The sequence below is a fragment of the Nocardioides cynanchi genome (assembly GCF_008761635.1).
In the GTDB taxonomy this organism is placed as follows: Bacteria; Actinomycetota; Actinomycetes; order Propionibacteriales; family Nocardioidaceae; genus Nocardioides; species Nocardioides cynanchi.
The window spans coordinates 2,643,353-2,666,380 of sequence record NZ_CP044344.1 but is presented as its reverse complement, the minus strand read 5'-3'; the positions used below and the strand labels follow the sequence as shown (position 1 = coordinate 2,666,380).

The following is a 23,028-nucleotide window of genomic DNA, read 5'->3' as shown; positions in this document are numbered from 1 at the left end:
GTAGATTCGGTGCGTCCCAACCGTGTGGTACCCATACCGGCCCTTCGCAGGGTGGTCGGCGGGACCGAAACGTGAGGATCACAAGATGACCCCGCTCCGCGTGGGTGTGATCGGCGCCGGCCGTGTCGGCGCCGTGCTTGGCTCGGCGCTGCGCGCCCGCGGCCACGAGATCGTCTCCGTCGCCGGCGAGTCCGACGCGTCGCTGCGCCGGGCTGCCGACCTGCTGCCGGGGGTGCCGGTCGCCAAGCCGACGGCCGTCGCCCGCAGCTGCGACGTCCTGCTGCTCACCGTGCCCGACGACATGCTCGCCAACGTCGTCAGCCAGCTCGCGGCCAGTGGTGCCCTGCACGTCGGCCAGTACGTCGTCCACACCAGCGGGAGCCACGGGCTGCAGGTGCTGCGGCCGGCGACCCGGGTAGGCGCGCGGGTCGTGGCACTGCACCCCGCGCTGACCTTCACCGGCACCGCCCGCGACCTCGACCGGCTCGCGGAGTGCGTGTTCGGCGTCACCGCCGGGCCCGACGAGCGCGACTGGGCCCAGGCGGTCGTGGCCGAGCTCGGTGGCGAGGTGATGTGGGTGCCCGAGCACCTGCGCAGCCTGTACCACGCCGGCCTCGCCCACGGTGCCAACCACCTGGTCACCCTCGTCTCGCAGGCCATGGAGCTGCTCGGCGCCTCCGGCGCGGACGACCCGGCCGGCGTCCTGCGCCCGCTGCTCGTCGCTGCGCTCGACAACGCCCTGGCCGAGGGCGACGCCGCCCTGACCGGGCCGATCGTGCGTGGTGACGTCAAGACGGTGCGGGCCCACCTCGCCGAGATCGCGGTCGCCGCTCCGGACACGCTCCCGACCTACGTCGCGCTGGCCCGGGCGACCCTCGACCGTGTCGTCACCGACGGTCGGGTGCTGCCGATCCGCGCTGCAGCGATCCGTCGGGTCCTGGACGATGCCGTCGTGGACCGGCCCGCGGCCTCCGCTCCCCGGACGCCTGGCCGATGACCGCAGGCCCCCTCCTCGCGACCACCCGCGAGGAGCTGTCGGCCGTGCTCGGGCCGCACCGGGGAGCCGGTGCCAGGGTCGCCCTGGTGCCGACCATGGGCGCCCTGCACGACGGCCACGAGTCCCTGCTCCGGCTGGCGCGGGAGCGGGTCGGTGACGGCCCGGTCGTGACGTCGATCTTCGTCAACCCCCTCCAGTTCGCCCCGGGCGAGGATCTCGACCGCTATCCCCGCACCCTTGACGCCGACCTCGAGGTCTGCCGCCGGCAGGGGGTGGACGTGGTCTTCGCCCCGTCGGTGACCGAGGTCTACCCCGACGGTGACCCGCTGGTCACGGTCGATCCGGGCCTCCTGGCCGCCGAGCTCGAGGGCGAGTCGCGCCCGGGCCACTTCCGCGGGGTCCTGACCGTCGTCGCGAAGCTGTTCGGCCTGACCCGCCCCGACCTCGCCGTCTTCGGCGAGAAGGACTTCCAGCAGCTCGTGCTGATCCGGCGGATGAGCCGCGACCTGTGCACCGGCGTCGAGGTGATCGGCGCCCCCACGGTCCGCGAGCCCGACGGGCTGGCTCTCTCGAGCCGCAACCGGTTCCTGGACTCGGAGGCGAGGGCCCGGGCCGCCGTGCTGTCCCGGGCGCTGCGCGCTGCCGAGGAGCACGCGTCGTACGGCGTCGAAGCGGCGCGTGACGCCGCGCTGCGGGTGCTGGAGGGTGAGCCGGGCGTCGATGTCGACTACCTCGCGATCCGCACCCCGGAGCTCGGCCACCTGGACGAGACCGGCGGGCACGAGGCGGCGGCGGGTCGGATCCTGGTCGCCGCCCGGGTCGGGGGCACCCGTCTGATCGACAACCTCGCCCTGGTGCTCGGCGGGCAGGCGCACGCACGCCCGCCCGTCGGCGATCGCTAGCCTGCGGACATGGACCCGCGACCGCCCCGAACGACCGGTCGGGCTCCCGGGCGCCTGCTGGCGCCGGATCCGGGCTGGACTACCGAGGCGGACGTGGTGGTCGTCGGGTCCGGGATCGCGGGGCTGACCGCGGCTCTGCGTCTCACCGGCCGAGTCGGCAGGGTGCTCGTGGTCACCAAGGACGTGCTCGACGCCGGCTCCACCCAGTGGGCCCAGGGCGGCATCGCGGCCGCTCTCGGACCGGGCGACTCCCCCGCCCAGCACGAGCGCGACACCCTGGTCGCGGGTGCCGGCGCGTGCGACGCCGACGCGGTCCGGATTCTCGTGACCGAGGGGCCCGACGCGGTGCGGGAGTTGATCGCGCTCGGCACCCAGTTCGACCTCCACCCCGACGGGGAGCTCAGTCTGACCCGCGAGGGCGGACATCACCGCGACCGGATCGCCCATGCCGGCGGCGACGCCACGGGTGCGGAGATCCAGCGCTCCCTGATCGCGGCCGTGGCCCGGTCACCCGAGATCGAGGTGGTCGAGCACGCCCTGGCCGTCGACCTCCAGCTCGGCGCGGACGGCGGCGTGGCCGGGCTGACGTTGCACGTGATGGGCGAGGGGCAGCACGACGGGGTCGGTGCGGTCCGGTGCCGGGCCGTGGTCCTGGCCAGCGGCGGGCTCGGGCAGGTCTTCTCGCAGACCACCAACCCGCCGGTCTCCACCGGCGACGGGATGGCCGTGGCCTACCGAGCCGGGGCGGTGCTGCGCGACCTCGAGTTCGTGCAGTTCCACCCGACCGTGATGTGGCTGGGGCCGGACTCCCGCGGCCAGCAGCCGCTGATCTCGGAGGCGGTGCGGGGGGAGGGCGCGTTCCTCGTGGACTGGGAGGGGAGGCGCTTCATGCAGGGGGTCCACGAGCTGGCGGACCTCGCCCCGCGCGACGTGGTGGCCAAGGCGATCACCCGGCTGATGATGGAGACCGGGCATCCCCACATGTGGCTCGACGCCCGGCACCTGGGCCTCGAGTTCTGGGAGAGACGGTTCCCGACCATCCTGGCGACCTGCCGCCGGCACGGCGTGGACCCGGTGGCCGACCTGATCCCGGTCGCCCCGGCCTGCCACTACGCCTCGGGGGGCGTCGCCACCGACCTGTGGGGACGCTCCAGCATCCCGGGTCTGTACGCCACCGGCGAGGTGGCCTGCTCCGGCGTTCACGGCGCCAACCGGCTGGCGTCCAACTCCCTGCTGGAGGGGCTGGTCTTCTCGCGCCGAATCGCCGAGGTGCTCCCCGGCGAGCTCCGGGACCGGACCGAACCGGTCTCCGACCCGCGACCCGCCGGGCTCGTGGACGGTGGCGTGCGCCGTGCGCTGCAGGAGGAGATGACTACCAGGGCGGGGGTGCTGCGGTCCGCCGAGGGTCTGCGTGCCGGCCTGAACGGCCTCGACGAGCTGGCGGAGCTCCCCGCCGCCGCGGTCGGACAGGACTCCTGGGAGGTCACCAACCTGCTCACGATCAGCACCCTGCTCGCCGAGGCCGCGCTGCTGCGCGAGGAGACCCGGGGCTCGCACTGGCGGGAGGACTTCCCCGACCGGGACGATGCCGGGCAGTCCGGTCACCACGACTGGTGGCTCGAGGGGGACCGGCCCCGGCACGCCTTCCGGGCGGGGGCGCCGAGCGACACCACGGCGGAGGTGCCCGCATGACGTCGTACGACGTGCTGGTCGAGGAGCTGCGCGCGGCGGGGCTCGACCCCGACGCGGTCACTGCGGCCATCGACGCCGCGCTGGAGGAGGACCTGCCGGGTGGCTCCGTCGACGTCACCAGTGTGGCCACCATCCCCGCGGACGCGACCGGTGCCGGCGTGTTCGCCGCGCGCGAGCCCGGCATCGTGGCGGGGCTCGGCGTCGCGGCCCTCGTCTTCCTGCGCGTGTCCGCCGAGGTGGTCGTGTCCGACCGGTTGCCCGACGGCGCGCGGGTGGCGGCCGGTGACGTGGTGATGCGGGTCGCGGGGCCGACCCGCGCCCTGCTGACGGCCGAGCGAACGGCGCTCAACTTCGCCTCGCACCTCTCCGGGATCGCCACCGCGACCGATCGCTGGGTGGCGGCCCTGGCCGGGACCCGGGCCCGGGTGCTCGACACCCGGAAGACCCTGCCGCGCTGGCGCCCCCTCCAGAAGTACGCCGTGCGCTGCGGTGGCGGGGTCAACCACCGGTTCTCCCTCTCGGAGATGGCGATGGTCAAGGACAACCACGTCGTGGCCGCCGGTGGCGTGGTGCCGGCCTACGACGCCGTACGAGCGGCGTACCCCGACCTGCCGGTGGAGGTCGAGGTGACCGACCTCGACCAGCTGCGCCGGCTCCTCGACGCCGGCTGCGACCGGGTCCTGCTCGACAACATGGACAGCGCCACCATGGCGGAGGCGGTGCGCCTGACGGCCGGCCGCGCGACCCTGGAGGCCTCCGGCGGCCTGACCCTCGAGCGCGCCCGCGAGGTGGCGGAGACCGGCGTCGACTTCATCTCGGTCGGCGCGCTGACCCACTCGGTCAAGGTCTTCGACCTGGGGCTGGACCTCCAGTGAGCTCGCCCACGCTGCTGGCGGCCGACATCGGCAACAGCCACACGGTGCTCGGGCTGATCGCCGGCGGCGAGGTCTCGGCCGACTGGCGGGTGGCCACGGTCGAGTCCCGCACGGCCGACGAGTGGTCGGTGCTGATCCGCGGCCTTCTCGGCGACCGGATCAGGGCGGTCGAGGGGATCGCGGTCTGCGCCACCGTGCCCGCCGTGCTGCACGAGTGGCGCACCATGCTCGCCGAGCACTTCGGGGAGCTGCCGAGCGTCGTGGTCGAGCCCGGCACCCGCACCGGCGTGCCGGTGCTCACCGACAACCCCCGGGAGGTCGGCACCGACCGGATCGTGAACGCCCTGGCGGCAGCCACGTTGTACGGCGGGCCGGCGGTGGTGGTCGACTTCGGCGGCACCGCGACGACTTTCGACGTGGTGAATGCCGAGGGCCAATACATCGGGGGCGCCATATCGCCGGGAATCGAGATATCGCTGGAAGCCCTCGAGCGACGCGGCGCGCAATTGCGCATGGTCGAATTGCGGCGACCCCGGTCGGTGATCGCCCGCAACACCGTCGAGGCGCTTCAGTCCGGAATGGTTTTCGGGGTCGCCAGCTCGGTCGACGGAATTGTCGCCCGGATGATCGGCGAGCTGGGCACCCCGCCGAGTGACGTCACGGTCGTGGCCACGGGATACCTGGCCGGGCTGGTCGTGGCGGAGTGCTCGTGCTTCACCGACCGGGCGCCCTGGCTGACGCTGCAGGGCCTCGAGATGGTCTACGCACGAAACACCTGACGCTTATCGGAATGGTTTTCCACCACTTCTGCGCGTCCCGATTGCTCCGAAAGTCGGGACACCGCTATCTTGGGCGACGTCTCTTGCTGCTGTGTCCGGTTACCGGGGTCCGGACACCCCCCGGAAAGGCGCAACCGCATGGCTCAGAAAGTGCACATCACGCTCGAGGACGATCTCGACGGCGGCGACGCCACCGAGACCGTGGCTTTCGGGCTCGACGGCCGGTCCTACGAGATCGACCTCAACGACAAGAACGCCGCGAAGCTCCGCGATGCCCTGGCGCCGTACGTCGCGGCCGGTCGCCGCAGCGGCGGGGGCAGCCGCACCACGGCCGCCAAGCGTCGTACCCAGGTGGGCACCAGCGCCCGGGAGATCCGCGACTGGGCGCGCTCCAACGGTCACAAGGTGCCCGACCGCGGCCGGATCCCCTCCGACGTGCGCGAGGCCTTCGAGGCCGCTCACTAGTCGCGACCCGACCATCCGAGGGGGCCGTCCGCACACCGCGGGCGGCCCCCTCGGCATCCATGGGTCTCGACCCGCCCTCGGCCACGCAGCACGCTCGTTCCCCGACTGCCGCTGCTCGGGCATGTTCGCTCTGAGCGGACGACGGGTGTCGGAGCGGGGGAACACGTAGGCTGGGAGACCAGTTGGAGCAGAGGACACCGGATTCGGTGTCACAGGTTCTTTCGTCGGATGCCCCATCATCCGCAGTGCTAGGAGCGAAGGCATGTTCGAGCGGTTCACTGACCGAGCCCGTCGGGTGGTCGTGCTGGCCCAGGAAGAGGCCCGCATGCTCTCCCACAACTACATCGGCACCGAGCACATCCTGCTCGGGCTGATCCACGAGGGCGAGGGTGTCGCCGCGAAGGCCCTGGAGAGCCTCGACATCTCGCTGGAGGCCGTGCGCGCCCAGGTCGAGGAGATCATCGGCCAGGGCCAGCAGGCCCCGAGCGGGCACATCCCGTTCACCCCGCGGGCCAAGAAGGTCCTCGAGCTCTCCCTGCGCGAGGCGCTCCAGCTCGGCCACTCCTACATCGGGACCGAGCACATCCTGCTCGGCCTGATCCGTGAGGGCGAGGGCGTCGCCGCCCAGGTCCTGCAGAAGCTCGGCGCCGATCTCAACCGCGTACGCCAGCAGGTGATCCAGTTGCTCAGCGGCTTCCAGGGCAAGGAGCAGGGCGGTGCCCAGGCCGCGACGTCGGGTGCACCCGCCGACACCCCGTCGTCCTCGCTGGTGCTCGACCAGTTCGGCCAGAACCTCACCCAGGACGCCCGCGACGGCAAGCTCGACCCGGCGATCGGCCGGGAGAAAGAGATCGAGCGGGTCATGCAGATCCTGAGCCGGCGCACCAAGAACAACCCGGTGCTGATCGGTGAGCCCGGCGTCGGCAAGACCACGATCGTCCAGGGCCTGGCCCAGGACATCGTCCGTGGCAACGTGCCCGAGACGCTCAAGGACAAGCAGATCTACACCCTCGACCTCGGTGCACTGGTGGCGGGCTCCCGCTATCGCGGTGACTTCGAGGAGCGCCTGAAGAAGGTGCTCAAGGAGATCCGCACCCGCGGCGACATCGTGCTGTTCATCGACGAGATCCACACCCTCGTCGGTGCCGGCGCGGCCGAGGGCGCGATCGACGCGGCCTCCATCCTCAAGCCGATGCTGGCCCGTGGTGAGCTCCAGACCATCGGCGCGACCACCCTGGACGAGTACCGCAAGTACCTCGAGAAGGACGCCGCGCTGGAGCGCCGGTTCCAGCCGATCCAGGTCGCCGAGCCGTCGATCGCCCACACCATCGAGATGCTCAAGGGGCTGCGCGACCGTTACGAGGCCCACCACCGGGTGACGATCACCGATGAGGCCCTGGTCGCGGCGGCCACCCTGGCCGACCGCTACATCTCCGACCGGTTCCTGCCCGACAAGGCGATCGACCTGATCGACGAGGCCGGCTCGAGGCTGCGGATCCGCCGGATGACGGCGCCCGCGGATCTGCGCGAGTACGACGACAAGATCGCCGACGTCCGTCAGCGCAAGGAGGCCGCGATCGACGGCCAGGACTTCGAGGCGGCCGCACGTCTGCGCGACGAGGAGAAGCAGCTGACCGCGCAGAAGGTCGAGCGCGAGAAGCAGTGGCGCGCCGGCGACCTCGACGAGGTGGCCGAGGTCGACGAGGAGCTGATCGCCGAGGTGCTCGCCGTGGCGACCGGCATCCCGATCGTGAAGCTCTCCGAGGAGGAGTCCACGCGGCTGCTCAAGATGGAGGACGAGCTCCACAAGCGGGTGATCGGCCAGGACCAGGCTGTCGCCGCGCTGAGCCGGGCCATCCGTCGTACCCGGGCCGGGCTGAAGGACCCCAAGCGTCCCGGCGGCTCGTTCATCTTCGCCGGTCCGTCCGGTGTCGGTAAGACGTGGCTGTCCAAGACGCTCGCGGAGTTCCTCTTCGGCGACGAGGACGCGCTGATCCAGCTCGACATGAGCGAGTACAGCGAGAAGCACACGGTCTCACGGCTGTTCGGCTCGCCTCCGGGCTACGTCGGCTACGAGGAGGGCGGCCAGCTCACCGAGAAGGTGCGCCGCAAGCCGTTCAGCGTCGTGCTCTTCGACGAGGTCGAGAAGGCCCACCCCGACATCTTCAACAGCCTGTTGCAGATCCTGGAGGAAGGTCGCCTGACCGACTCCCAGGGCCGGGTCGTGGACTTCAAGAACACCGTGATCATCATGACCACCAACCTCGGCACCAAGGACATCGCGAAGGGTCAGAACCTCGGGTTCGCCCAGAGCGCCGACGTGGCCGGCTCCTACGACCGGATGAAGAACAAGGTGCAGGAGGAGCTCAAGCAGCACTTCCGTCCCGAGTTCCTCAACCGCGTCGACGAGATCATCGTGTTCCCGCCGCTGTCGCAGGAGCAGATCATCCACATGGTCGACAACATGATCGAGTCCGTCGAGCTGCGCCTGAAGGACCGCGACATGTCGCTCGAGCTGACCCAGCCGGCCAAGAACCTCCTGGCCACCCGCGGCTTCGACCCGGTGCTCGGCGCCAGGCCGCTGCGTCGGACGGTGCAGCGCGAGATCGAGGACGTCCTGGCCGAGAAGATGCTGTACGGCGAGGTCGGTCCCGGCCAGATCGTGCTGGTCGACGTCGAGGGCGAGGGTCCCACCGCGACCTTCACCTTCGCGGGGCAGAAGGTCGGCGTGCTGCCGGACCTGCCGCCCTTCGAGACCGTGTCGGTCGAGCCGCCTGCGGGCGAGGCCGGTCGCGGTGAGGGCGACGACGAGACGCCCGGCCCGACCGACGTCGAGAAGTCGGTCGACTGACCCGGGGGGCTTACCCGGCTGAACCACGACCCGGCACCCGCGCTGCACGCGAAGGTGCCGGGTCGCGGCCTGTCCGCACCCTTTTCGGTGCGCCTGGTCAGTGGGCGGTGTGCAGGTTGAGCACGACCACGCCGACGATGATCAGCGCCAGGGCCGCAAGCTTGACGGCGTCGAGGCGCTCGCCGAGGACGAGGACGCCGACCAGGGCGATGGCAGCGGTCCCGAGCCCGGACCAGACCGCGTAGGCCACCGACACCGACATCTGACGGACCACGAGAGCCAGCATCCAGATCGAGATCGCGTAACCGGCCATCACGACCAGCGACCAGGGCAGGTCGGAGAAGCCGCGGGTGCGCGGCAGGATCGACGTGGCACCGACCTCGATGCCGACTGCGGCCATCAGGATGACGAACGGGCTGAACATGGTTCCTTCTCTTCCCTGGGTTGTAGCAGTTGCTACATCCCAGTAGTGTAGCGATTGCTACAGGCTGAACCAAACTGATTGCGGCAGGATGTGTGGGTGACGACGCGGCGTGACGAGCTGGCTGAGGGTGCGACCGACTACGCCCTCGAGCACGGTCTGGTCGGGTTGAGCCTGCGACCGCTGGCTGAGTCGCTCGGCACCAGCGACCGGATGCTGCTCTACCACTTCCGCGACAAGGACGACCTGATCACCACGATCCTGCGGACGTCGAACGCCCGCTCCATGCAGGGCATCCGCGACCTGCCTCCGTCCGTCGACCTGCGGACGGCCGTGCTCGACCTGTGGCGCACCGTCAGCCGCGGCGACCAGCAGCGCTGTCAGCGGCTGTACGTCGAGGCGGCCGCACTCGGCCTGTTCGGCCGCGAGCCCTACGCCACCGAGGTCCGGGAGGCCAACGCCGCCTGGATGTCGGCGCTCGCCGGCCACCTGGTCGCCGCGGGGCTCGCCCGGGCCGACGCGCGCCGGGTCGCCGAGCTCGTCGACTCCGCCTTCGTCGGCCTCCAGATGGACCAGCCGCTCGACTCAGCGGCTCGCCAGCGGCGCACCGTGGCCGACCTGGCCGACGCGGTGGCCGACCGCTGGGTGCCGTCGTGACCCGGGCCACCGGGGCAGTCCGGCCCGCTCAACCGGGCAGCGCGTAGCCGGCACCGGCCGCGACCAGCAGCCCGTCCTGCACCAGGGCGTCGAGGCAGCGCAGCCGCTGGTCCCGGTCCGGCCAGGCCGCCTCCAGGCGGTGGACGGCGACGACGCCCTCGGTGTCCCGGGCCAGCGCCATCAGCCGGCCACGACACTGACGGTCGGTGCCGGCCCAGGCCTGCCCGCGGCGCGGAGGTCCGTCGTACGACGGCCGGCCGGTCGCGTGCCAGGCGCAGCTCGCCCGCACCGGGCACTGCTCGCACCGCGGGGCGGCGGCCGTGCAGACGAGGGCGCCCAGCTCCATCACCGCCACCGACCAGGTCGCGGCGGTGGGCTCGTCGTCGGGCAGGAGCGCCTCGGCCCGTCGTCGTTCGGCTGCGTTGAGGGTGGGGGGAGGGAGCTCCGCGCCGCCCACGGCCCGGGCCAGCACCCGGCGGACGTTCGTGTCGAGCACCGCCCGGCGGCGCCCGAACGCGAACGCCAGGATCGCCGAGGCGGTGTAGTCGCCCACACCGGGAAGTGCCAGCAGGTCGTCGTAGCTGTCGGGGACCCGGCCGCCGTGGCGCTCGGTGATCGCGGAGGCGGCGGCGTGCAGGCGGACAGCGCGACGCGGGTAGCCGAGCCGACCCCAGGCCCGGATCGCCTCGCCGACCGGCTCCGCGGCCAGGGCGTCGGGCGTGGGCCACCGCTCGAGCCAGAGCCCGTGCACGGGCAGCACCCGGCTCACCGGTGTCTGCTGCAGCATGAACTCCGAGACCATCACCGACCAGGCGGACGCGCTGGTACGGCGCCAGGGAAGGTCGCGGGCGTGCTCGTCGTACCACCGGAGCAGGGGGTCGTGCAGCTCGCTCACCCGGCGATCGTAGGGGCGGCCCGCGTGGCAACCGTGGTCGGCCCGGGAGGCGAACTAGCGTGGCCGGCATGACCGGTACGACGCGTGGGCGGCTCCCGGCCCGCGTCTACTGGGCGCGCCGGCTGATGGTGCTGGGCACCGCGCTGCTGCTCGTCGTGGGCATCGCCCGGCTGCTCGGCGGCAGCAGCGACGGCTCGTCCGGCCCGGACCGGGCGGCCCAGGTCTCCGACACCTCGACTAAGGGCAGTGCGGCTCCCTCGGCGACGACTGCTCACGCGCGCCACCGCCACCATCACCGGTCCAGGTCGCGGGCGAGCGTCAGTGCCAGCCCGGTGGCGATGCCCTCGGGGCCCTGCGCCGACAACGACGTGGCGATCACCCCCTCGGTGCCGCAGCCGATCGCCGGCAGCGACATCACGCTGGTGCTCGACATCTCGACGATCACCTCTCCCGCCTGCGACTGGACCCTCTCGGGCAAGTCCCTGGCCCTAAAGATCACCTCGGGGCCGGACCTGATCTGGACGACCGTGCAGTGCGCCAAGGTGATCCCCACCGAGAGCCTGGTGCTGCGCAACAACGTCCCGACCCGGGTGGAGCTGACCTGGAACGCCCGCCGCTCGGAGCCGGGATGCCCGGCGGTCACCGACTGGGCCAAGCTCGGCACCTACCACCTGCACGTCGCGGCGCTGGCCGGTCAGCCGCAGGACGTCACCTTCACCCTGGTGGCGCCGTTGCCGCCCGAGGTGACCAAGACCGTCCACCCACACCGGCACCGTCACCACCGGCACCACAAGAAGCACACGACCGTCATCGACTGACGGCGTCGCGCCCCGCCCACGGGTCAGACGTAGCGCTCGAGGATCGACGACTCCGCGAGCCGTGAGAGACCCTCGCGCACGCTGCGGGCGCGCAGCTCGCCGACCCCCTCGACGGCCTGGAGGTCGTCCACCCCGGCCGAGAGCAGCTTCTGGAGGGTGTCGAAGTGGTCCACCAGCCGCTCGACCACCGCCGGTGGCAGGCGCGGCACCTTGGCCAGCAGGCGGTAGCCGCGGGGAGCGACGGCGCCGTCGAGGTGGTCGCCCAGCCCCAGCGCGCGGGAGGCGGCCGCGGGGTCGACCAGGTCGGTGGCCGACAGGGCCTCGATCCGGGCCAGGGTGGCCTCGGGGCCCTTGGAGCGTCGTCCGGAGGGGAGGTAGTCGCGGACCACGAGCTCGCGCTCCTGGTCGACGCCGGTCACCAGCTCCTCGAGCTGGAGGGAGAGCAACCGGCCGTCGGTGCCGAGCTCGAGCACGTAGTCCTCGATCTCGCTGGCGATCCGGGTCACCATCTCCAGCCGCTGCGCGACCACGGCGACGTCGCGGACGGTCACGAGGTCCTCGATCTCCAAGGCCGAGAGGGTCGCCGAGACCTCGTCGAGCCGGAGCTTGTAGCGCTCGAGCGTGGCCAGGGCCTGGTTGGCGCGCGACAGGATCTGCGCGGACCCCTCGATGACGTGGCGGCTCTCGCCGACGTAGGCGGCGATGATCTGCATCGACTGGGACACCGAGATCACCGGGATGCCGGTCTGTCGGGCCACCCGGTCGGCGGTGCGGTGGCGGGTGCCGGTCTCGTCGGTGTGGATCGACGGGTCGGGCATCAGGTGGACCGCGGCCCGGGTGATCTTGGTGATGTCGCGGTCGATGATGATCGCGCCGTCCATCTTGGCCAGCTCGCGCAGGCCGGTGGCGGTGAACGGCACGTCGAGGGTGAACCCTCCGGTGCAGATCGAGTCGACCAGCCGGTCGGAGCCGAGCACGATCAGGGCGCCGGTGCGCCCGCGCAGGATCCGCTCCAGCCCGTCGCGCAGCGCGGTGCCGGGCGCGATCGCCGACAAGGTGGCGCGCAGGCGCAACATCTCGTCGGTCGGTGCGATGCCAGCCACGGGCGTTCCCCTTTGTCAGTCCACGGCCCAGGCCGTGGCGTCAGTCTAGAGGGTCACCCGTGGCCCGGCTGCCGCTCCGGGTCAGCCCGAGCAGCCGCAGGGCGCCGGCGAGGTCGCCGGTCTCCAGCACGGTCAGGCCGTCGACGGTACGGCGCTCGGCCGCCGGGGCACCCCGGGTGGACGAGGTGGGCACCACCGCCAGCCGGAACCCCAGCCGCGCCGCCTCGCTGACCCGCTGCGGCAGGTCGCGCACCTTGCGCACCTCGCCGGCCAGGCTGATCTCGCCCAGCGCCACGACACCTCGGGGCGGCGAAGCGCCGGTGCCGGCCGAGGCGAGGGCGATCGCGATCGCGAGGTCGCTGGCCGGCTCGGTCAGCCGAGCACCGCCGACGGTCGAGGCGAACACGTCGCGGGCGTGGAGCGCGATGCCGCAGTGCTGCTGGAGGACCGCGAGCACCATGGCCACGCGGGCCGAGTCGAGGCCCGACGTGGTGCGTCGGGGTCGCTCCAGCGAGCTGGTGGTGACCAGGGCCTGGACCTCGGCCAGCATCGGCCGCCGCCCCTCCATGGTGACCGCGACGCAGGTGCCCGGGACGCGGTGCTCGTGGTTTTCCACGAACAGACCGGTGGGGTCGGTGACGGCGGTGATGCCGTCGGAGCCCAGGTCGAAGCAGCCGACCTCGTCGATCGGGCCGAAGCGGTTCTTCATCGCCCGGACCATCCGGAAGCGCGAGTTGCGATCGCCCTCGAAGTGGAGCACGACGTCCACGACGTGCTCGAGCACCCGCGGACCGGCGATCGAGCCGTCCTTGGTGACGTGGCCGACGATGATCGTGGTGATGTTGCGGGTCTTGGCGACCCGGATCAGGGCGGCCGCGACCTCCTTGACCTGGGTGACCCCGCCGGGCACGCCGTCCAGGCTCGCGGCCCCGATGGTCTGGATCGAGTCGACGACCAGCACCTCGGGCCGCACCTGCTCGACGTGGGTGAGGATCGCGCCGAGGTCGGTCTCGGCCGCGAGGTAGAGCTCGTCGTGGACCCCGCCGGTGCGGTCGGCGCGCAGCCGCACCTGGGAGGCGGACTCCTCGCCGGTGACGTAGAGGGTGCGGCGCTGGTAGCGCGCGGTCTGCGCGGCCACCTCGAGCAGCAGGGTGCTCTTGCCGACCCCCGGCTCGCCGGCCAGCAGGATCGCCGCGCCGGGCACCAGCCCGCCCCCGAGCACCCGGTCGAGCTCGGGCACCCCGCTGCTGCGGAACGCCGACGAATGGACCGAGACCTGGGCGATCGGCACCGCGGCGCTGCTGACCGGCCCCGCCTCGGCCCGCTGCGGCCGGGCCGCCGCCGACTCGGCCACCGAGCCCCACGCCTGGCACTCGCCGCACCGCCCGACCCACTGGGGGGACGCCCAGCCGCACTCGGAGCAGAGATAGGAGGGCCGGACGGTCTTGGACATGGGGCGAACGCTAGACGGCGCCGCCGACAGGGCCGGCCCGGCGGTCGCGGCGCGCCGCCGGGAGGGTCCGGGGAGTGGCCGGCACGCCGTACCCCCCGATGGGTGTGCCGGTCGGCCCGGGGGATCACGGACGCTATCCTCACCGTTGGATCGATCAAGAGGGGGACCACGATGGCCTGGTCGGGACGCGTCGCGCTGAGTCCGCCGACCCTCGCCGACGTCGCCGAGCTGGCGGGGGTCTCGCGGCAGACCGTCTCCAACGCCGTCAACAACCCCGAGCTCCTGCGCCCCGACACCCTGGCCCGCGTGCAGGAGGCGATCTCCGAGCTCGGCTACCTGCCCAACCGCGCCGCCCGCAACCTGCGCACCCGCGCCACGCACCTGATCGGGATGAAGTTCAACTCCGCGCAGGAGGGCACCGCGAACGCCGCGATGGACCGCTTCGTGCACACGCTGGTCGAGCACACCGGTGAGAGCGGCTACCACCTGCTGCTCTTCGCCGGCACCAACGACGACCCGATCGGGGGGTACGACGACCTGCTGCGCTCGACCGCCGTCGACGCGTTCATCGTCACCGACACCTACCTCGGCAACCCGCAGGTCGCCTGGCTGACCGACCACCGGGCGCCGTTCGTCGCGTTCGGCCGACCGTGGGACAACCCCGAGGCCACCCACGCCTGGGTCGACGTCGACGGCGCCGCCGGCACCGAGCTGGCCACCAACCACCTCCTCGACAAGGGCCACACCCGGATCGCCTGGATCGGCTGGCGCAAGGACTCCTTCATCGGCGAGGACCGGCGCGCCGGATGGACCCGCGCCCTGCACGCCCGCGACCTGCCCACCACCGGGCTGGCCTCCCGGGTCGAGGACACCGTGGCCAGCGGGCGCGAGGCCGCGGCCGTGCTCCTCGACGAGGCGCGGCCGACCGCGTTCGTCTGCGCCTCCGACACCCTGGCCATGGGTGTGCTGCACACCCTCGGCGACCGCGGCCTCGCCTGGGGTCCCGACATCGCCGTGGTCGGCTTCGACGACTCGCAGGTCGCCCAGGTCGTGCCGGGCGGGATCACCTCGGTCCGGCAGCCGCTGGAGCAGGTGGCGGTCGAGATCGTCCAGGCGCTGGAAGGCCTGCTCTCCACGCCGCCGGTCACCGGGCCGGGCGTGCTGCTGGCCCCCACGCTCGCCGTGCGTGGCAGCTCCGGCTGACCGCTCAGAAGTCCCTCGACCAGAGGTTGACCGCGTAGTCGACGGTGGTGCCCTCGTGCCCGGCCAGGATCTGCTCGGCCGTCGCGGGGGTGAACTCGATCCGGACCACCGCCTCGAGGTCGGCCCGGCTGTCGAAGCTCCACCCGACGTCCACCGGCGTCCGACGCCAGCCCCGGGTCGACCAGAAGCGCTCCACGGCCACCGGGTCGACCTGCGGGTAGCCGAGTCGGAACCAGGCTCCGAACGTCGACCGGGTCGCGTCGTTGTCGATCACGAACGCCGTGCCCCCACGTCGTGCGACGCGGTCGAGCTCGGCCAGCCCGGGCTCGCAGCCGGGCCCGAAGAAGTAGGCCCAGCGGGCATGGACCACGTCCACCGAGTGGTCCGGCAGCGGCACCTCCTGGGCGGTCCCCGCGAGCACCGACACGTTCCCCAGGGACCGGGTACGACGTGCGGCCAGGCGCACCAGCCCGGGATGCGGCTCCACGCCGTACACGTGCGACGCCGAGGCGGCGAACCGCGGCAGGTGGAAACCGCTGCCGCACCCGAGGTCGAGCACCACCCGCCCGTGCCAGTCGGCCAGCGACCGCATCGCCGCCTCGAGCCGACCCTCGCGGTCGACCGCGTGGTTCTCCAGCTCGTAGGTGGCCGGGTGCTCCCAGATGTTGGGGCTGGGCACGGCCCCGGGGATCGGTGGCGGGGGCGTCAGACCCGGACCAGGCCGTGCGGGGTCTGGAACTGGGCGGCGATGATGCCGGGGGTGCCGTGCGGGGCGACCCACTCGACCTTGACGTCCTCCAGCGGAGCCTCGACGGTGTGGCCCAGCCACTCGCTGACGCGGTGCGGGTCGCCCGCGATCTCCAGGCAGGCCAGGGAGTACTCCCCGTCGGCGCCCGCCGACGGGTGCAGCTCGTCGGGGCTCTCCCACTGGATGAAGAACGGCAGCTGGGGGTCGGAGATCAGGCCGTTGATGCCGATCTGCTTCCACTTCAGCTCGGTGCCGTCGGGGCGGTGCCGGTTGCCCGGGGCGGCCTCGCGACCGAGCCGCTTCTCCACCTTGGTGATGTCGTCGACGGCGACGACCCAGCCCAGCCAGCCGCCACCGGCCGCGGACCGGGCCCGGACGGCCTGGCCGAAGGGGGCCTTGTCGGAGGCCGGGTGGTCGAGCACCTCGACCACCTCGAGGTAGGTGTGGCCGGCCAGCGGCAGCACGCGGTTGCGGGTCCCGAAGCGGGGGTGGACACCACCGTCGACGAACTGACGCCCGAGCAGCTTGCCGATGCGCTCGGCGGTCCCGGCGAGTCCGTCAGGGCCGGCGGCGTAGGAGAGGTGGTCCAGGCGCATGCCCGCATTCTGCGCCAACGCGTCCGCCGGATCGGACACGGGGGTCGGGTTTTCTTGACATCGAGATAGGTCGCGGGGATGCGGGGATTCCCCCTAGCGGGGGTCGGCCGGGTGCAGGGCCAGGGGTCGCCGGGCGGCCAGATGGGCCTCGCAATGGGTGACCAGCACGTCGTACGCCGGGCGGCCCATGAGCTCGACCAGCTCGGGCTCGTTGGTCACGTAGAGGGCGTCGCGGCCCACGTGCGCCTCGGTGTTGCCCGAGCAGTACCAGTCGAGGTCGTGGCCTCCGGGGCCCCAGCCCCGCCGGTCGTACTCGCCGATCGTGACCTCGGAGTACGACGTCTCGTCGGGCCGCTCGACGGTGCGGAAGGTGCGCCGGATCGGCAGCTGCCAGCACACGTCGGGCTTGGTCTCCAGCGGGTTGCGACCCTGCTGGAGGGCCAGTCCGTGCAGGGCGCAGCCGGCGCCGGTGCCGAAGTCCGCGCGGTTGTGGAAGACGCACGCCGACTGCCCGTCGTGCTCGACGACCAACGTCTTGCGTGCGCCCTCGTCGTCGGTCTCGACCCAGTCGGCCTTGCGGACCTTCCCCTGCGGTCGGAACTGCCACTGCTCCGGTGTGAGCTCGGCGACGAACGACGCGACCCGGCGCTCGTCGTCCTTGTCCGCGAAGTGCGCGCCGAGGGTGCAGCAGCCGGTGTCGGGGGCGTCGGCGTAGATGCCCCGGCAGCCCTGGCCGAAGATGCAGGTGTAGCGCGAGGTCAGCCAGGTCAGGTCGCAGCGGAACACCTGTCCGGGCTCGGCCGGGTCGGGGAACTCCACGTAGGCACGGGGGAACACCAGGTCGACTTCGGGCACCGCGCCAGCCTACGGGCGCCCGGGGTGCCGCTAGATTCGACCCATGCGCCTCGGCGTCCTCGACATCGGCTCCAACACCGGCCACCTCCTGGTGGTGGATGCCCACCGCGGTGCGGCACCGCTCCCGGCGTACTCCCACAAGGAGCCGCTGCGCCTCGCCGAACACCTCGAGGAGGGTGAGGTCAGCAAGGGCGGGATCAAGGCCCTGACCAAGTTCGTCGCCGACGCGGTCGTGGTCGCCGAGGACAAGGGCGCCCAGGACATGCTGGGCTTCGCCACCTCGGCGGTACGCGACGCCGACAACTGCGACGCCGTGCTGGACCACGTGGCCGACGAGACCGGGGTCCGGATCGCGGTCCTGCCCGGCGAGGACGAGGCCCGGCTCACCTTCCTCGCCGTACGACGCTGGTTCGGCTGGTCCGCCGGACGGCTCGCCGTCTTCGACATCGGTGGCGGTTCCCTGGAGATCGCCGGTGGCGCCGACGAGGAGCCGGATGTCGCGTGGTCGCTGCCGATCGGGGCCGCCCGGCTGGCCCGCGAGCACTTCCGCGACGGCAACCCCGGCGAGAAGGGCCTGCGCGAGCTGCGCAAGAAGATCCGGGCCGACATCGCCCGCGACGCCGGCCACCTGCTCCGGGGCGGGACGCCGGACATGGCGGCAGCGACGTCGAAGACGTTCCGCTCGCTGGCCCGCATCTGCGGGGCCGCCTCGTCCGACGAGGGGCCGCTGGTCGAGCGGGTGCTCTCGCAGCGCGACCTCCAGAAGTGGATCCCCAAGCTGGTCGACATGTCCGCCGACGACCTCGCGGAGCTGCCCGGCGTCTCTCCGAGCCGGACCCACCAGATCGTCCCCGGCGCACTGGTGGCCGAGGCCGTGATGGACATCTTCGGCCTGGAGGCGCTCCAGATCTGCCCCTGGGCGCTGCGGGAAGGCGTCATCCTCGAGCGGCTCGACCAGATCGCGGCGACCTGACGTGGCGCTGATCGCCCTCTCCACCGCGTCGGTCTACCCCGAGTCGAGCGCGCACGCGTTCGCCTACGCGTCGTCGCTGGGCTACGACGCGGTCGAGGTGATGGTCGGGATCGACGCGCTCAGCCAGCAGACCTCGGCGGTCAAGCAGCTCTCCGACCACCACGGTCTCAAGGTCTGCGCGATCCACTCGCCCTGCCTGCTGTTCACCCAGCGGGTCTGGGGCACCGACCCCTGGGGCAAGCTCGAGCGGTCCGCCGAGATGGCGCACGCGGTCGGCGCGGACGTGGTCGTCGTGCACCCGCCGTTCCGGTGGCAGCGGGACTACGCCGCCGGCTTCGTCAACGGCATCGCGGCCCTGGAGGAGTCGACCGGCATCGCGTTCGCGGTCGAGAACATGTATCCGTGGCGCGCCTCGGCACGTCGTGGCGTCGAGGTCTACGTGCCGGGCTGGGACCCGTCGGCGGAGAACTACGCCAACACCACGGTCGACCTCTCGCACGCGGCCATCGCGGGGTCGCCCGTGGTCGAGATGGCCCAGCGGCTCGGAGCGCGGCTGCGGCACGTGCACCTGACCGACGGGTCCGGCTCGGCGAAGGACGAGCACCTCGTCCCCGGCCGCGGTGCCATGGACGCCGCAGGCTTCCTGCGGCACCTGGCCGGGCAGGGGTTCGACGGCCACATCGTGCTGGAGATCAACACCCGTCGGGCCGGCAACCGTGAGGAGCGCGAGGCCGACCTGAGGGAGTCGCTGGAGTTCGCTCGCGAGCACTTCGTGACCTCGTCGTGAGCGTCGGCTCCGCGCCTCGAGGTCGACGACCAGGAGCGCCCGACACCCGTGCCGTGATCCTGGCCGCGGCCCGCACGTCGTTCGCCGACAAGGGCTTCGCCGGTACGACGATCCGCGGCATCGCTGCGCTGGCCGGGGTCGACGCGGCCCTGGTCCACCACTACTTCGGCACCAAGGACGACCTGTTCGTCGCCGCGCTCGAGCTCCCCGTCGACCCGCGCGTGGCAATCGCCCCTGCCTTGGCCGACGGGGCCGACGGCGCCGGCGAGCGGGTGCTGCGCGTGTTCATCGGGGTCTGGGACGACCCGGCCAACACTCCGGTGTTCGTCGCGCTCGCCCGCACCCTGTTGGACCCGACCGCGGGCCACCTGATGCGCGACGGCTTCCTGCCGGTGGTGCTGCTCCCCGTGGGCCGGGCGCTGGCCCTCGACCGGCCCGAGCTGCGGATGTCGCTGGTGGCCAGTCAGATGCTCGGCATCATCCTGAGCCGCTACGTCCTGGAGCTGGAGCCGATCGCCTCGATGCCGGCCGACGCCCTCGTCGCGGCGTACGCCCCGACCGTCCAGCGCTACCTCACCGGAGATCTCCCCTGAGCCCGAGCCGGGACGTTCGGCCCGTTGACGTACCGGCAACGCGGGAGAACAATTCAACACATGATGAATAACGCGGTGGAGATCCGGGCGCTGGTGGTGGTGCGCGGTGCTCGACGGGTCCTGGACGGGCTCGACCTGAGCATCGCGCGAGGCACGGTCACCGGCCTGCTCGGGCCCAGCGGCTGCGGCAAGAGCACCCTGATGCGGTCGCTGGTCGGGGTGCAGCAGGTGCGGTCGGGCAGCGTGACCATCGACGGGGTCGAGGCCGGCAGCAAGGCGCTTCGCCACCGGATCGGCTACGTCACCCAGGCTCCGAGCATCTACGCGGACCTCACGGTCCGCGAGAACCTCCTGTTCTTCGCCCGCGTGCTCGGCGCCGACCGCGCCTCGGTGACCGAGGCGATCGAGCGGGTGGACCTGGCCGACCACGCCGACCAGGTGGTCGGACGGCTGAGCGGCGGCCAGCTGTCGCGGGCGAGCCTTGCCGTCGCGTTGCTCGGGACGCCCGACGTGCTCGTGCTGGACGAGCCCACGGTGGGCCTCGACCCCGTCCTGCGCCGTGAGCTGTGGACGCTGTTCCACCGGTTGGCCGACGACGGCGCCGCCGTGTTCGTGTCGAGCCACGTGATGGACGAGGCTGAGCGCTGCGACCGGCTCCTGCTGATGCGGCGCGGCCGGATCATCGCCGACGACACCCCCGCCCGGATCCTCGAGACCACGCACACCGACGACATGGAGAGCGCGTTCCTGGCTTTGGTGGACGCCGCGGAGAGGAGGGCGTCGTGAACGTCTCGATCCTCCTGGCGGTCACCGCACGGGTGCTCACCCAGCTGCGTCGCGACCGGCGTACCGCGGCGATGCTGCTCGTCCTGCCGTGCGTCCTGATCACCTTGTTGTGGTGGATGTTCCGCGACATGCCGGGCTCGCTCTTCGACCGCTTCGGCCCCGGCCTGCTGGCGATCTTCCCCTTCATCGTGATGTTCCTGGTGACCTCGGTGACCACGCTGCGCGAGCGCAGCTCGGGCACGCTGGAGCGGCTGCTCGCGATGCCGATGGGCAAGCTCGAGTTCCTGGGCGGCTACGCGCTCGCGTTCGGCCTGGTCGCGACCGTCCAGGCCGCGCTGGCGGTGACGCTCAGCACCGGCCCGCTCGGGCTCCAGGTGACCGGCCACGTGTGGCTGCTCGGGCTCGTCGCGGTCGCCGACGCCGTGCTCGGTACGGCGCTCGGGCTGTTCGTCAGCGCCTTCGCCCAGACGGAGTTCCAGGCCGTGCAGTTCATGCCGCTCTTCGTGATCCCCCAGATCCTGCTGTGCGGGCTCTTCGTGCCGCGCCCGGCGCTGCCCGGCGTGCTGCACACGATCAGCGACGTGCTGCCGCTCTCCTACGCCACCGACGCCATGCAGGGGCTCGTCAGCAGCACCGCCACCGGCGACGTGTGGCGCGACCTCGCGATCGTTGCGGGCTTCGCCCTGGCCGCGCTCGCCGGAGGCGCGGCGACCCTGCGGCGTCGTACCCCCTGACCCGGAGATACGACGACCGGCGGGGTCAGGCGACGGGTTGCTGGAGCTCGGTGATCCAGGCGTCCGGGTCGTCGGGGTCGGTGTGCAGGTAGACCTCGCGGCACGGCCCGGAGAAGGTCAGGCCGAGGTGCTCGACGTGGTTGCCGAGCTCCTGCCAGGCCTCGCCGATGTGGGCCATCGAGCCGCGGTAGACCGCCGTCAGCGCACGTGGCACTGCCCCGAGCTCCCCGGTCTCGGTGCCGGGCACGCCCGGGCGCTCGAACCCCGCGCCCATGCTGAGCCCCTCGCCCTCACCGGAGTACCACGCGATGCCGGGGTGGGACGGCTGCTCACCGGCCTCCTCGATGCGGCGGACCAGCTCCTCGAACATCGGGCCGATCCGGGTCCCGACGTCGCTCACGTCCTTCACGTGCCCGGTCACCTGCGCCAGGGTGAGCGCGGGCAGCGGCTTCTCGATGAACTCCAGCTCCATGGTGCCTTCTCCTTCCATCAACCGGAGGCGCCGCTCGACGTCGGCCAGCCGGGCGAGGTCGTGCCCGATCTGCTCCTCGAGCTCGCGGCGGCGCTGCTCGAGCATCGCCTGCAGGGCCAGCGCGGTGGGGCTGCCCTGGAGCAGCGTCCCGATCTGGGCGAGGGAGAAGCCGAGGTCGCGCAGCGCGACGATCGTGTGGGCCCTGTCGAGCTGGACCGGCTCGTAGAACCGGTAGCCCGACGCGGGGTCGACGTACGACGGGGCGAGCAGGCCGATCGCGTCGTAGTGACGCAGCATCCGGACCGACACCCCGGCGTACCGTGCGAAGTCTCCGATACTCAACATGACCCGACCAGCCCATCGCCTGACACGGTGTGAGGGTCAAGCATCTGCCGGGTGGCGGTCAATGATCGCCTTGCGCGGCGTACGGTTGGTGCATGTCGTTGCTCCGCCAACCGCTGCTCCTGCTCGCCCGGAGCGACCAGGTCAAGAGGCTCGTCACCACGATGCCGGTCTCCGCCGGGATCGTCCGCGGCTACGTGCCCGGCGAGGACACGCAGGACGCGGTCGAGGCCACCGCCGGGCTGGTCGACGACCACCTGCGGGTGACCCTCGACTACCTCGGCGAGGACACCCTCGACGCCGACCAGGCCGACGCCACGGTGCAGGCCTATCTCGACCTCCTGAGCTCGCTGGCAGCCCGGGGGCTCACCCGGCACGCCGAGGTCTCGGTCAAGCTGTCGGCGATCGGGCAGGCGCTGCCGCAGTACGGCCACAAGATCGCGCTCGAGAACGCCCGCACCATCTGCCGGGCGGCCCGCAACGCCGGCACGACGGTCACCATCGACATGGAGGACCACACCACCACCGACGCCACGCTCGCCACCCTGCGCGAGCTGCGCAAGGACTTCCCGGAGACCGGGGCGGTCCTCCAGGCCTACCTCCACCGCACCGAGTCAGACTGCCGGGCGCTGTCCTACGAAGGCTCGCGGGTGCGGCTCTGCAAGGGCGCGTACGACGAGCCCGACGAGGTCGCCTTCCAGAGCCGCCTCGACGTCGACAAGTCCTACGTGCGCTGCCTGAAGGTGCTGCTGTCGGGTCAGGGTTACCCGATGATCGCCACCCACGACCCGCGGATGATCCGGATCGCGTCGTCGCTGGCCAGCCGCTACGGACGAGAGGCGGCGAGCTACGAGTTCCAGATGCTCTACGGCATCCGTCCCGACGAGCAACTGCGGCTGGCCGAGGCCGGCGAGAGCATGCGGGTCTACGTGCCCTACGGCACCGAGTGGTACGGCTACCTCATGAGACGTCTGGCTGAGCGACCGCAGAACCTGACATTCTTCCTCAGGTCCCTGATCAGCAAGCAGTAG

The 23,028-nt window shown here is 72.1% G+C and carries 24 protein-coding genes; 16 read left to right on the top strand and 8 right to left on the bottom strand.

All coding sequences use genetic code 11. From position 1 onward, the window contains the following. Positions 1 to 22 precede the first annotated feature (22 nt). From E3N83_RS12855 to E3N83_RS12825, 7 genes are all read left to right on the top strand, one after another. The gene (locus E3N83_RS12855; protein ID WP_420371828.1) at positions 23 to 997 is read left to right on the top strand and encodes a Rossmann-like and DUF2520 domain-containing protein; all 975 of its coding nucleotides are present in this window, start codon (positions 23 to 25) and stop codon (positions 995 to 997) included. After that, the gene (gene panC, locus E3N83_RS12850; protein WP_151083620.1) at positions 994 to 1,899 is read left to right on the top strand and encodes a pantoate--beta-alanine ligase; all 906 of its coding nucleotides are present in this window, start codon (positions 994 to 996) and stop codon (positions 1,897 to 1,899) included. The genes E3N83_RS12855 and panC overlap by 4 nt, the downstream gene beginning before the upstream one ends. A gap of 9 nt (positions 1,900 to 1,908) precedes the next feature. Further along, the gene (locus tag E3N83_RS12845) at positions 1,909 to 3,591 is read left to right on the top strand and encodes an L-aspartate oxidase (RefSeq protein WP_151083619.1); all 1,683 of its coding nucleotides are present in this window, start codon (positions 1,909 to 1,911) and stop codon (positions 3,589 to 3,591) included. Beyond that, positions 3,588 to 4,466 (top strand): carboxylating nicotinate-nucleotide diphosphorylase, encoded by an 879-nt coding sequence (gene nadC, locus E3N83_RS12840; protein WP_151083618.1) that lies wholly within the window; start codon positions 3,588 to 3,590, stop codon positions 4,464 to 4,466. The genes E3N83_RS12845 and nadC overlap by 4 nt, the downstream gene beginning before the upstream one ends. Further along, on the top strand, positions 4,463 to 5,245 hold the full coding sequence (locus tag E3N83_RS12835; RefSeq protein WP_202879220.1) for a type III pantothenate kinase: 783 nt from the start codon (positions 4,463 to 4,465) through the stop codon (positions 5,243 to 5,245). The genes nadC and E3N83_RS12835 overlap by 4 nt, the downstream gene beginning before the upstream one ends. Positions 5,246 to 5,383: 138 nt before the next feature. Then, the gene (locus E3N83_RS12830; protein WP_151083617.1) at positions 5,384 to 5,710 is read left to right on the top strand and encodes a histone-like nucleoid-structuring protein Lsr2; all 327 of its coding nucleotides are present in this window, start codon (positions 5,384 to 5,386) and stop codon (positions 5,708 to 5,710) included. Positions 5,711 to 5,972: 262 nt separating this feature from the next. Continuing rightward, positions 5,973 to 8,561, top strand: a complete 2,589-nt coding sequence (locus E3N83_RS12825) for an ATP-dependent Clp protease ATP-binding subunit (RefSeq protein ID WP_151083616.1) — start codon at positions 5,973 to 5,975, stop codon at positions 8,559 to 8,561. A 97-nt stretch (positions 8,562 to 8,658) separates the two neighbouring features. Here the strand turns inward: E3N83_RS12825 and E3N83_RS12820 are convergent, their stop codons facing one another. Further along, positions 8,659 to 8,985: a DMT family transporter gene (locus E3N83_RS12820; RefSeq protein WP_151083615.1), complete on the bottom strand. Its 327-nt coding sequence runs from the start codon at positions 8,983 to 8,985 to the stop codon at positions 8,659 to 8,661. 96 nt (positions 8,986 to 9,081) lie between these two features. Here E3N83_RS12820 and E3N83_RS12815 point away from each other — a divergent pair, with 96 nt between their 5' ends. Then, a complete protein-coding gene (locus tag E3N83_RS12815; protein ID WP_238342889.1) occupies positions 9,082 to 9,639 on the top strand; it encodes a TetR/AcrR family transcriptional regulator in 558 nt (185 codons plus the stop codon). 28 nt (positions 9,640 to 9,667) lie between these two features. On the opposite strand, the gene E3N83_RS12810 is transcribed toward E3N83_RS12815, so the two are convergent. Then, on the bottom strand, positions 9,668 to 10,534 hold the full coding sequence (locus tag E3N83_RS12810; protein ID WP_151083613.1) for an HhH-GPD family protein: 867 nt from the start codon (positions 10,532 to 10,534) through the stop codon (positions 9,668 to 9,670). Positions 10,535 to 10,602: 68 nt separating this feature from the next. Here E3N83_RS12810 and E3N83_RS12805 point away from each other — a divergent pair, with 68 nt between their 5' ends. Next, complete coding sequence (locus E3N83_RS12805) at positions 10,603 to 11,352, top strand: hypothetical protein (RefSeq protein ID WP_151083612.1); 750 nt, start codon at positions 10,603 to 10,605, stop codon at positions 11,350 to 11,352. 23 nt (positions 11,353 to 11,375) lie between these two features. Here E3N83_RS12805 and disA read toward each other — a convergent pair whose 3' ends face one another. Continuing rightward, positions 11,376 to 12,428, bottom strand: a complete 1,053-nt coding sequence (disA, locus tag E3N83_RS12800) for a DNA integrity scanning diadenylate cyclase DisA (RefSeq protein WP_151085234.1) — start codon at positions 12,426 to 12,428, stop codon at positions 11,376 to 11,378. Positions 12,429 to 12,495: 67 nt separating this feature from the next. Beyond that, positions 12,496 to 13,908 (bottom strand): DNA repair protein RadA, encoded by a 1,413-nt coding sequence (radA, locus tag E3N83_RS12795; protein ID WP_151083611.1) that lies wholly within the window; start codon positions 13,906 to 13,908, stop codon positions 12,496 to 12,498. Positions 13,909 to 14,079: 171 nt separating this feature from the next. On the opposite strand from radA, the gene E3N83_RS12790 reads away from it, so the two are divergent. Next, positions 14,080 to 15,111, top strand: coding sequence for a LacI family DNA-binding transcriptional regulator (locus E3N83_RS12790; RefSeq protein ID WP_151083610.1), 1,032 nt, complete (start codon positions 14,080 to 14,082; stop codon positions 15,109 to 15,111). A gap of 4 nt (positions 15,112 to 15,115) precedes the next feature. Here the strand turns inward: E3N83_RS12790 and E3N83_RS12785 are convergent, their stop codons facing one another. From E3N83_RS12785 to E3N83_RS12775, 3 genes are all read right to left on the bottom strand, one after another. Then, positions 15,116 to 15,790: a class I SAM-dependent methyltransferase gene (locus E3N83_RS12785; RefSeq protein WP_238342888.1), complete on the bottom strand. Its 675-nt coding sequence runs from the start codon at positions 15,788 to 15,790 to the stop codon at positions 15,116 to 15,118. A gap of 26 nt (positions 15,791 to 15,816) precedes the next feature. Then, positions 15,817 to 16,455, bottom strand: coding sequence for a VOC family protein (locus E3N83_RS12780; RefSeq protein WP_151083609.1), 639 nt, complete (start codon positions 16,453 to 16,455; stop codon positions 15,817 to 15,819). Between the two features lie 93 nt (positions 16,456 to 16,548). Beyond that, a complete protein-coding gene (locus tag E3N83_RS12775) occupies positions 16,549 to 17,310 on the bottom strand; it encodes a DUF3109 family protein (protein ID WP_151083608.1) in 762 nt (253 codons plus the stop codon). 43 nt (positions 17,311 to 17,353) lie between these two features. Here E3N83_RS12775 and E3N83_RS12770 point away from each other — a divergent pair, with 43 nt between their 5' ends. Genes E3N83_RS12770 through E3N83_RS12750 form a run of 5 tightly spaced genes read left to right on the top strand, consistent with a single transcriptional unit; the run spans position 17,354 to position 21,183 of the window. Further along, positions 17,354 to 18,283, top strand: a complete 930-nt coding sequence (locus E3N83_RS12770; RefSeq protein WP_151083607.1) for a Ppx/GppA family phosphatase — start codon at positions 17,354 to 17,356, stop codon at positions 18,281 to 18,283. A 7-nt stretch (positions 18,284 to 18,290) separates the two neighbouring features. Next, positions 18,291 to 19,070: a sugar phosphate isomerase/epimerase family protein gene (locus E3N83_RS12765; RefSeq protein ID WP_151085230.1), complete on the top strand. Its 780-nt coding sequence runs from the start codon at positions 18,291 to 18,293 to the stop codon at positions 19,068 to 19,070. Between the two features lie 53 nt (positions 19,071 to 19,123). Further along, positions 19,124 to 19,663: a TetR/AcrR family transcriptional regulator gene (locus tag E3N83_RS12760; protein ID WP_238342886.1), complete on the top strand. Its 540-nt coding sequence runs from the start codon at positions 19,124 to 19,126 to the stop codon at positions 19,661 to 19,663. A gap of 60 nt (positions 19,664 to 19,723) precedes the next feature. Continuing rightward, complete coding sequence (locus E3N83_RS12755; protein ID WP_191907795.1) at positions 19,724 to 20,449, top strand: ABC transporter ATP-binding protein; 726 nt, start codon at positions 19,724 to 19,726, stop codon at positions 20,447 to 20,449. Next, complete coding sequence (locus E3N83_RS12750; protein ID WP_151083605.1) at positions 20,446 to 21,183, top strand: ABC transporter permease; 738 nt, start codon at positions 20,446 to 20,448, stop codon at positions 21,181 to 21,183. Before E3N83_RS12755 ends, E3N83_RS12750 begins: the two co-directional genes overlap by 4 nt. A gap of 25 nt (positions 21,184 to 21,208) precedes the next feature. Here the strand turns inward: E3N83_RS12750 and E3N83_RS12745 are convergent, their stop codons facing one another. After that, positions 21,209 to 22,000, bottom strand: coding sequence for a MerR family transcriptional regulator (locus E3N83_RS12745; protein WP_151083604.1), 792 nt, complete (start codon positions 21,998 to 22,000; stop codon positions 21,209 to 21,211). A 92-nt stretch (positions 22,001 to 22,092) separates the two neighbouring features. Between E3N83_RS12745 and E3N83_RS12740 the strand changes: the two genes are divergently transcribed. Then, on the top strand, positions 22,093 to 23,028 hold the full coding sequence (locus tag E3N83_RS12740; protein ID WP_238342885.1) for a proline dehydrogenase family protein: 936 nt from the start codon (positions 22,093 to 22,095) through the stop codon (positions 23,026 to 23,028).

Bases quoted from the DNA above. Each gene is read 5' to 3' on its own strand.
- E3N83_RS12790 (WP_151083610.1), top strand. From the start codon at position 14,080: ATGGCCTGGTCGGGACGCGTCGCGCTGAGTCCGCCGACCCTCGCCGAC.
- nadC (WP_151083618.1), top strand. From the start codon at position 3,588: ATGACGTCGTACGACGTGCTGGTCGAGGAGCTGCGCGCGGCGGGGCTC.
- E3N83_RS12755 (WP_191907795.1), top strand. From the start codon at position 19,724: ATGATGAATAACGCGGTGGAGATCCGGGCGCTGGTGGTGGTGCGCGGT.
- radA (WP_151083611.1), bottom strand. From the start codon at position 13,908: ATGTCCAAGACCGTCCGGCCCTCCTATCTCTGCTCCGAGTGCGGCTGG.
- E3N83_RS12740 (WP_238342885.1), top strand. From the start codon at position 22,093: ATGTCGTTGCTCCGCCAACCGCTGCTCCTGCTCGCCCGGAGCGACCAG.
- E3N83_RS12780 (WP_151083609.1), bottom strand. From the start codon at position 16,455: ATGCGCCTGGACCACCTCTCCTACGCCGCCGGCCCTGACGGACTCGCC.
- E3N83_RS12845 (WP_151083619.1), top strand. From the start codon at position 1,909: ATGGACCCGCGACCGCCCCGAACGACCGGTCGGGCTCCCGGGCGCCTG.
- E3N83_RS12770 (WP_151083607.1), top strand. From the start codon at position 17,354: ATGCGCCTCGGCGTCCTCGACATCGGCTCCAACACCGGCCACCTCCTG.
- E3N83_RS12805 (WP_151083612.1), top strand. From the start codon at position 10,603: ATGACCGGTACGACGCGTGGGCGGCTCCCGGCCCGCGTCTACTGGGCG.
- E3N83_RS12830 (WP_151083617.1), top strand. From the start codon at position 5,384: ATGGCTCAGAAAGTGCACATCACGCTCGAGGACGATCTCGACGGCGGC.
- E3N83_RS12820 (WP_151083615.1), bottom strand. From the start codon at position 8,985: ATGTTCAGCCCGTTCGTCATCCTGATGGCCGCAGTCGGCATCGAGGTC.
- E3N83_RS12745 (WP_151083604.1), bottom strand. From the start codon at position 22,000: ATGTTGAGTATCGGAGACTTCGCACGGTACGCCGGGGTGTCGGTCCGG.
- E3N83_RS12825 (WP_151083616.1), top strand. From the start codon at position 5,973: ATGTTCGAGCGGTTCACTGACCGAGCCCGTCGGGTGGTCGTGCTGGCC.
- panC (WP_151083620.1), top strand. From the start codon at position 994: ATGACCGCAGGCCCCCTCCTCGCGACCACCCGCGAGGAGCTGTCGGCC.
- disA (WP_151085234.1), bottom strand. From the start codon at position 12,428: ATGTTGCGCCTGCGCGCCACCTTGTCGGCGATCGCGCCCGGCACCGCG.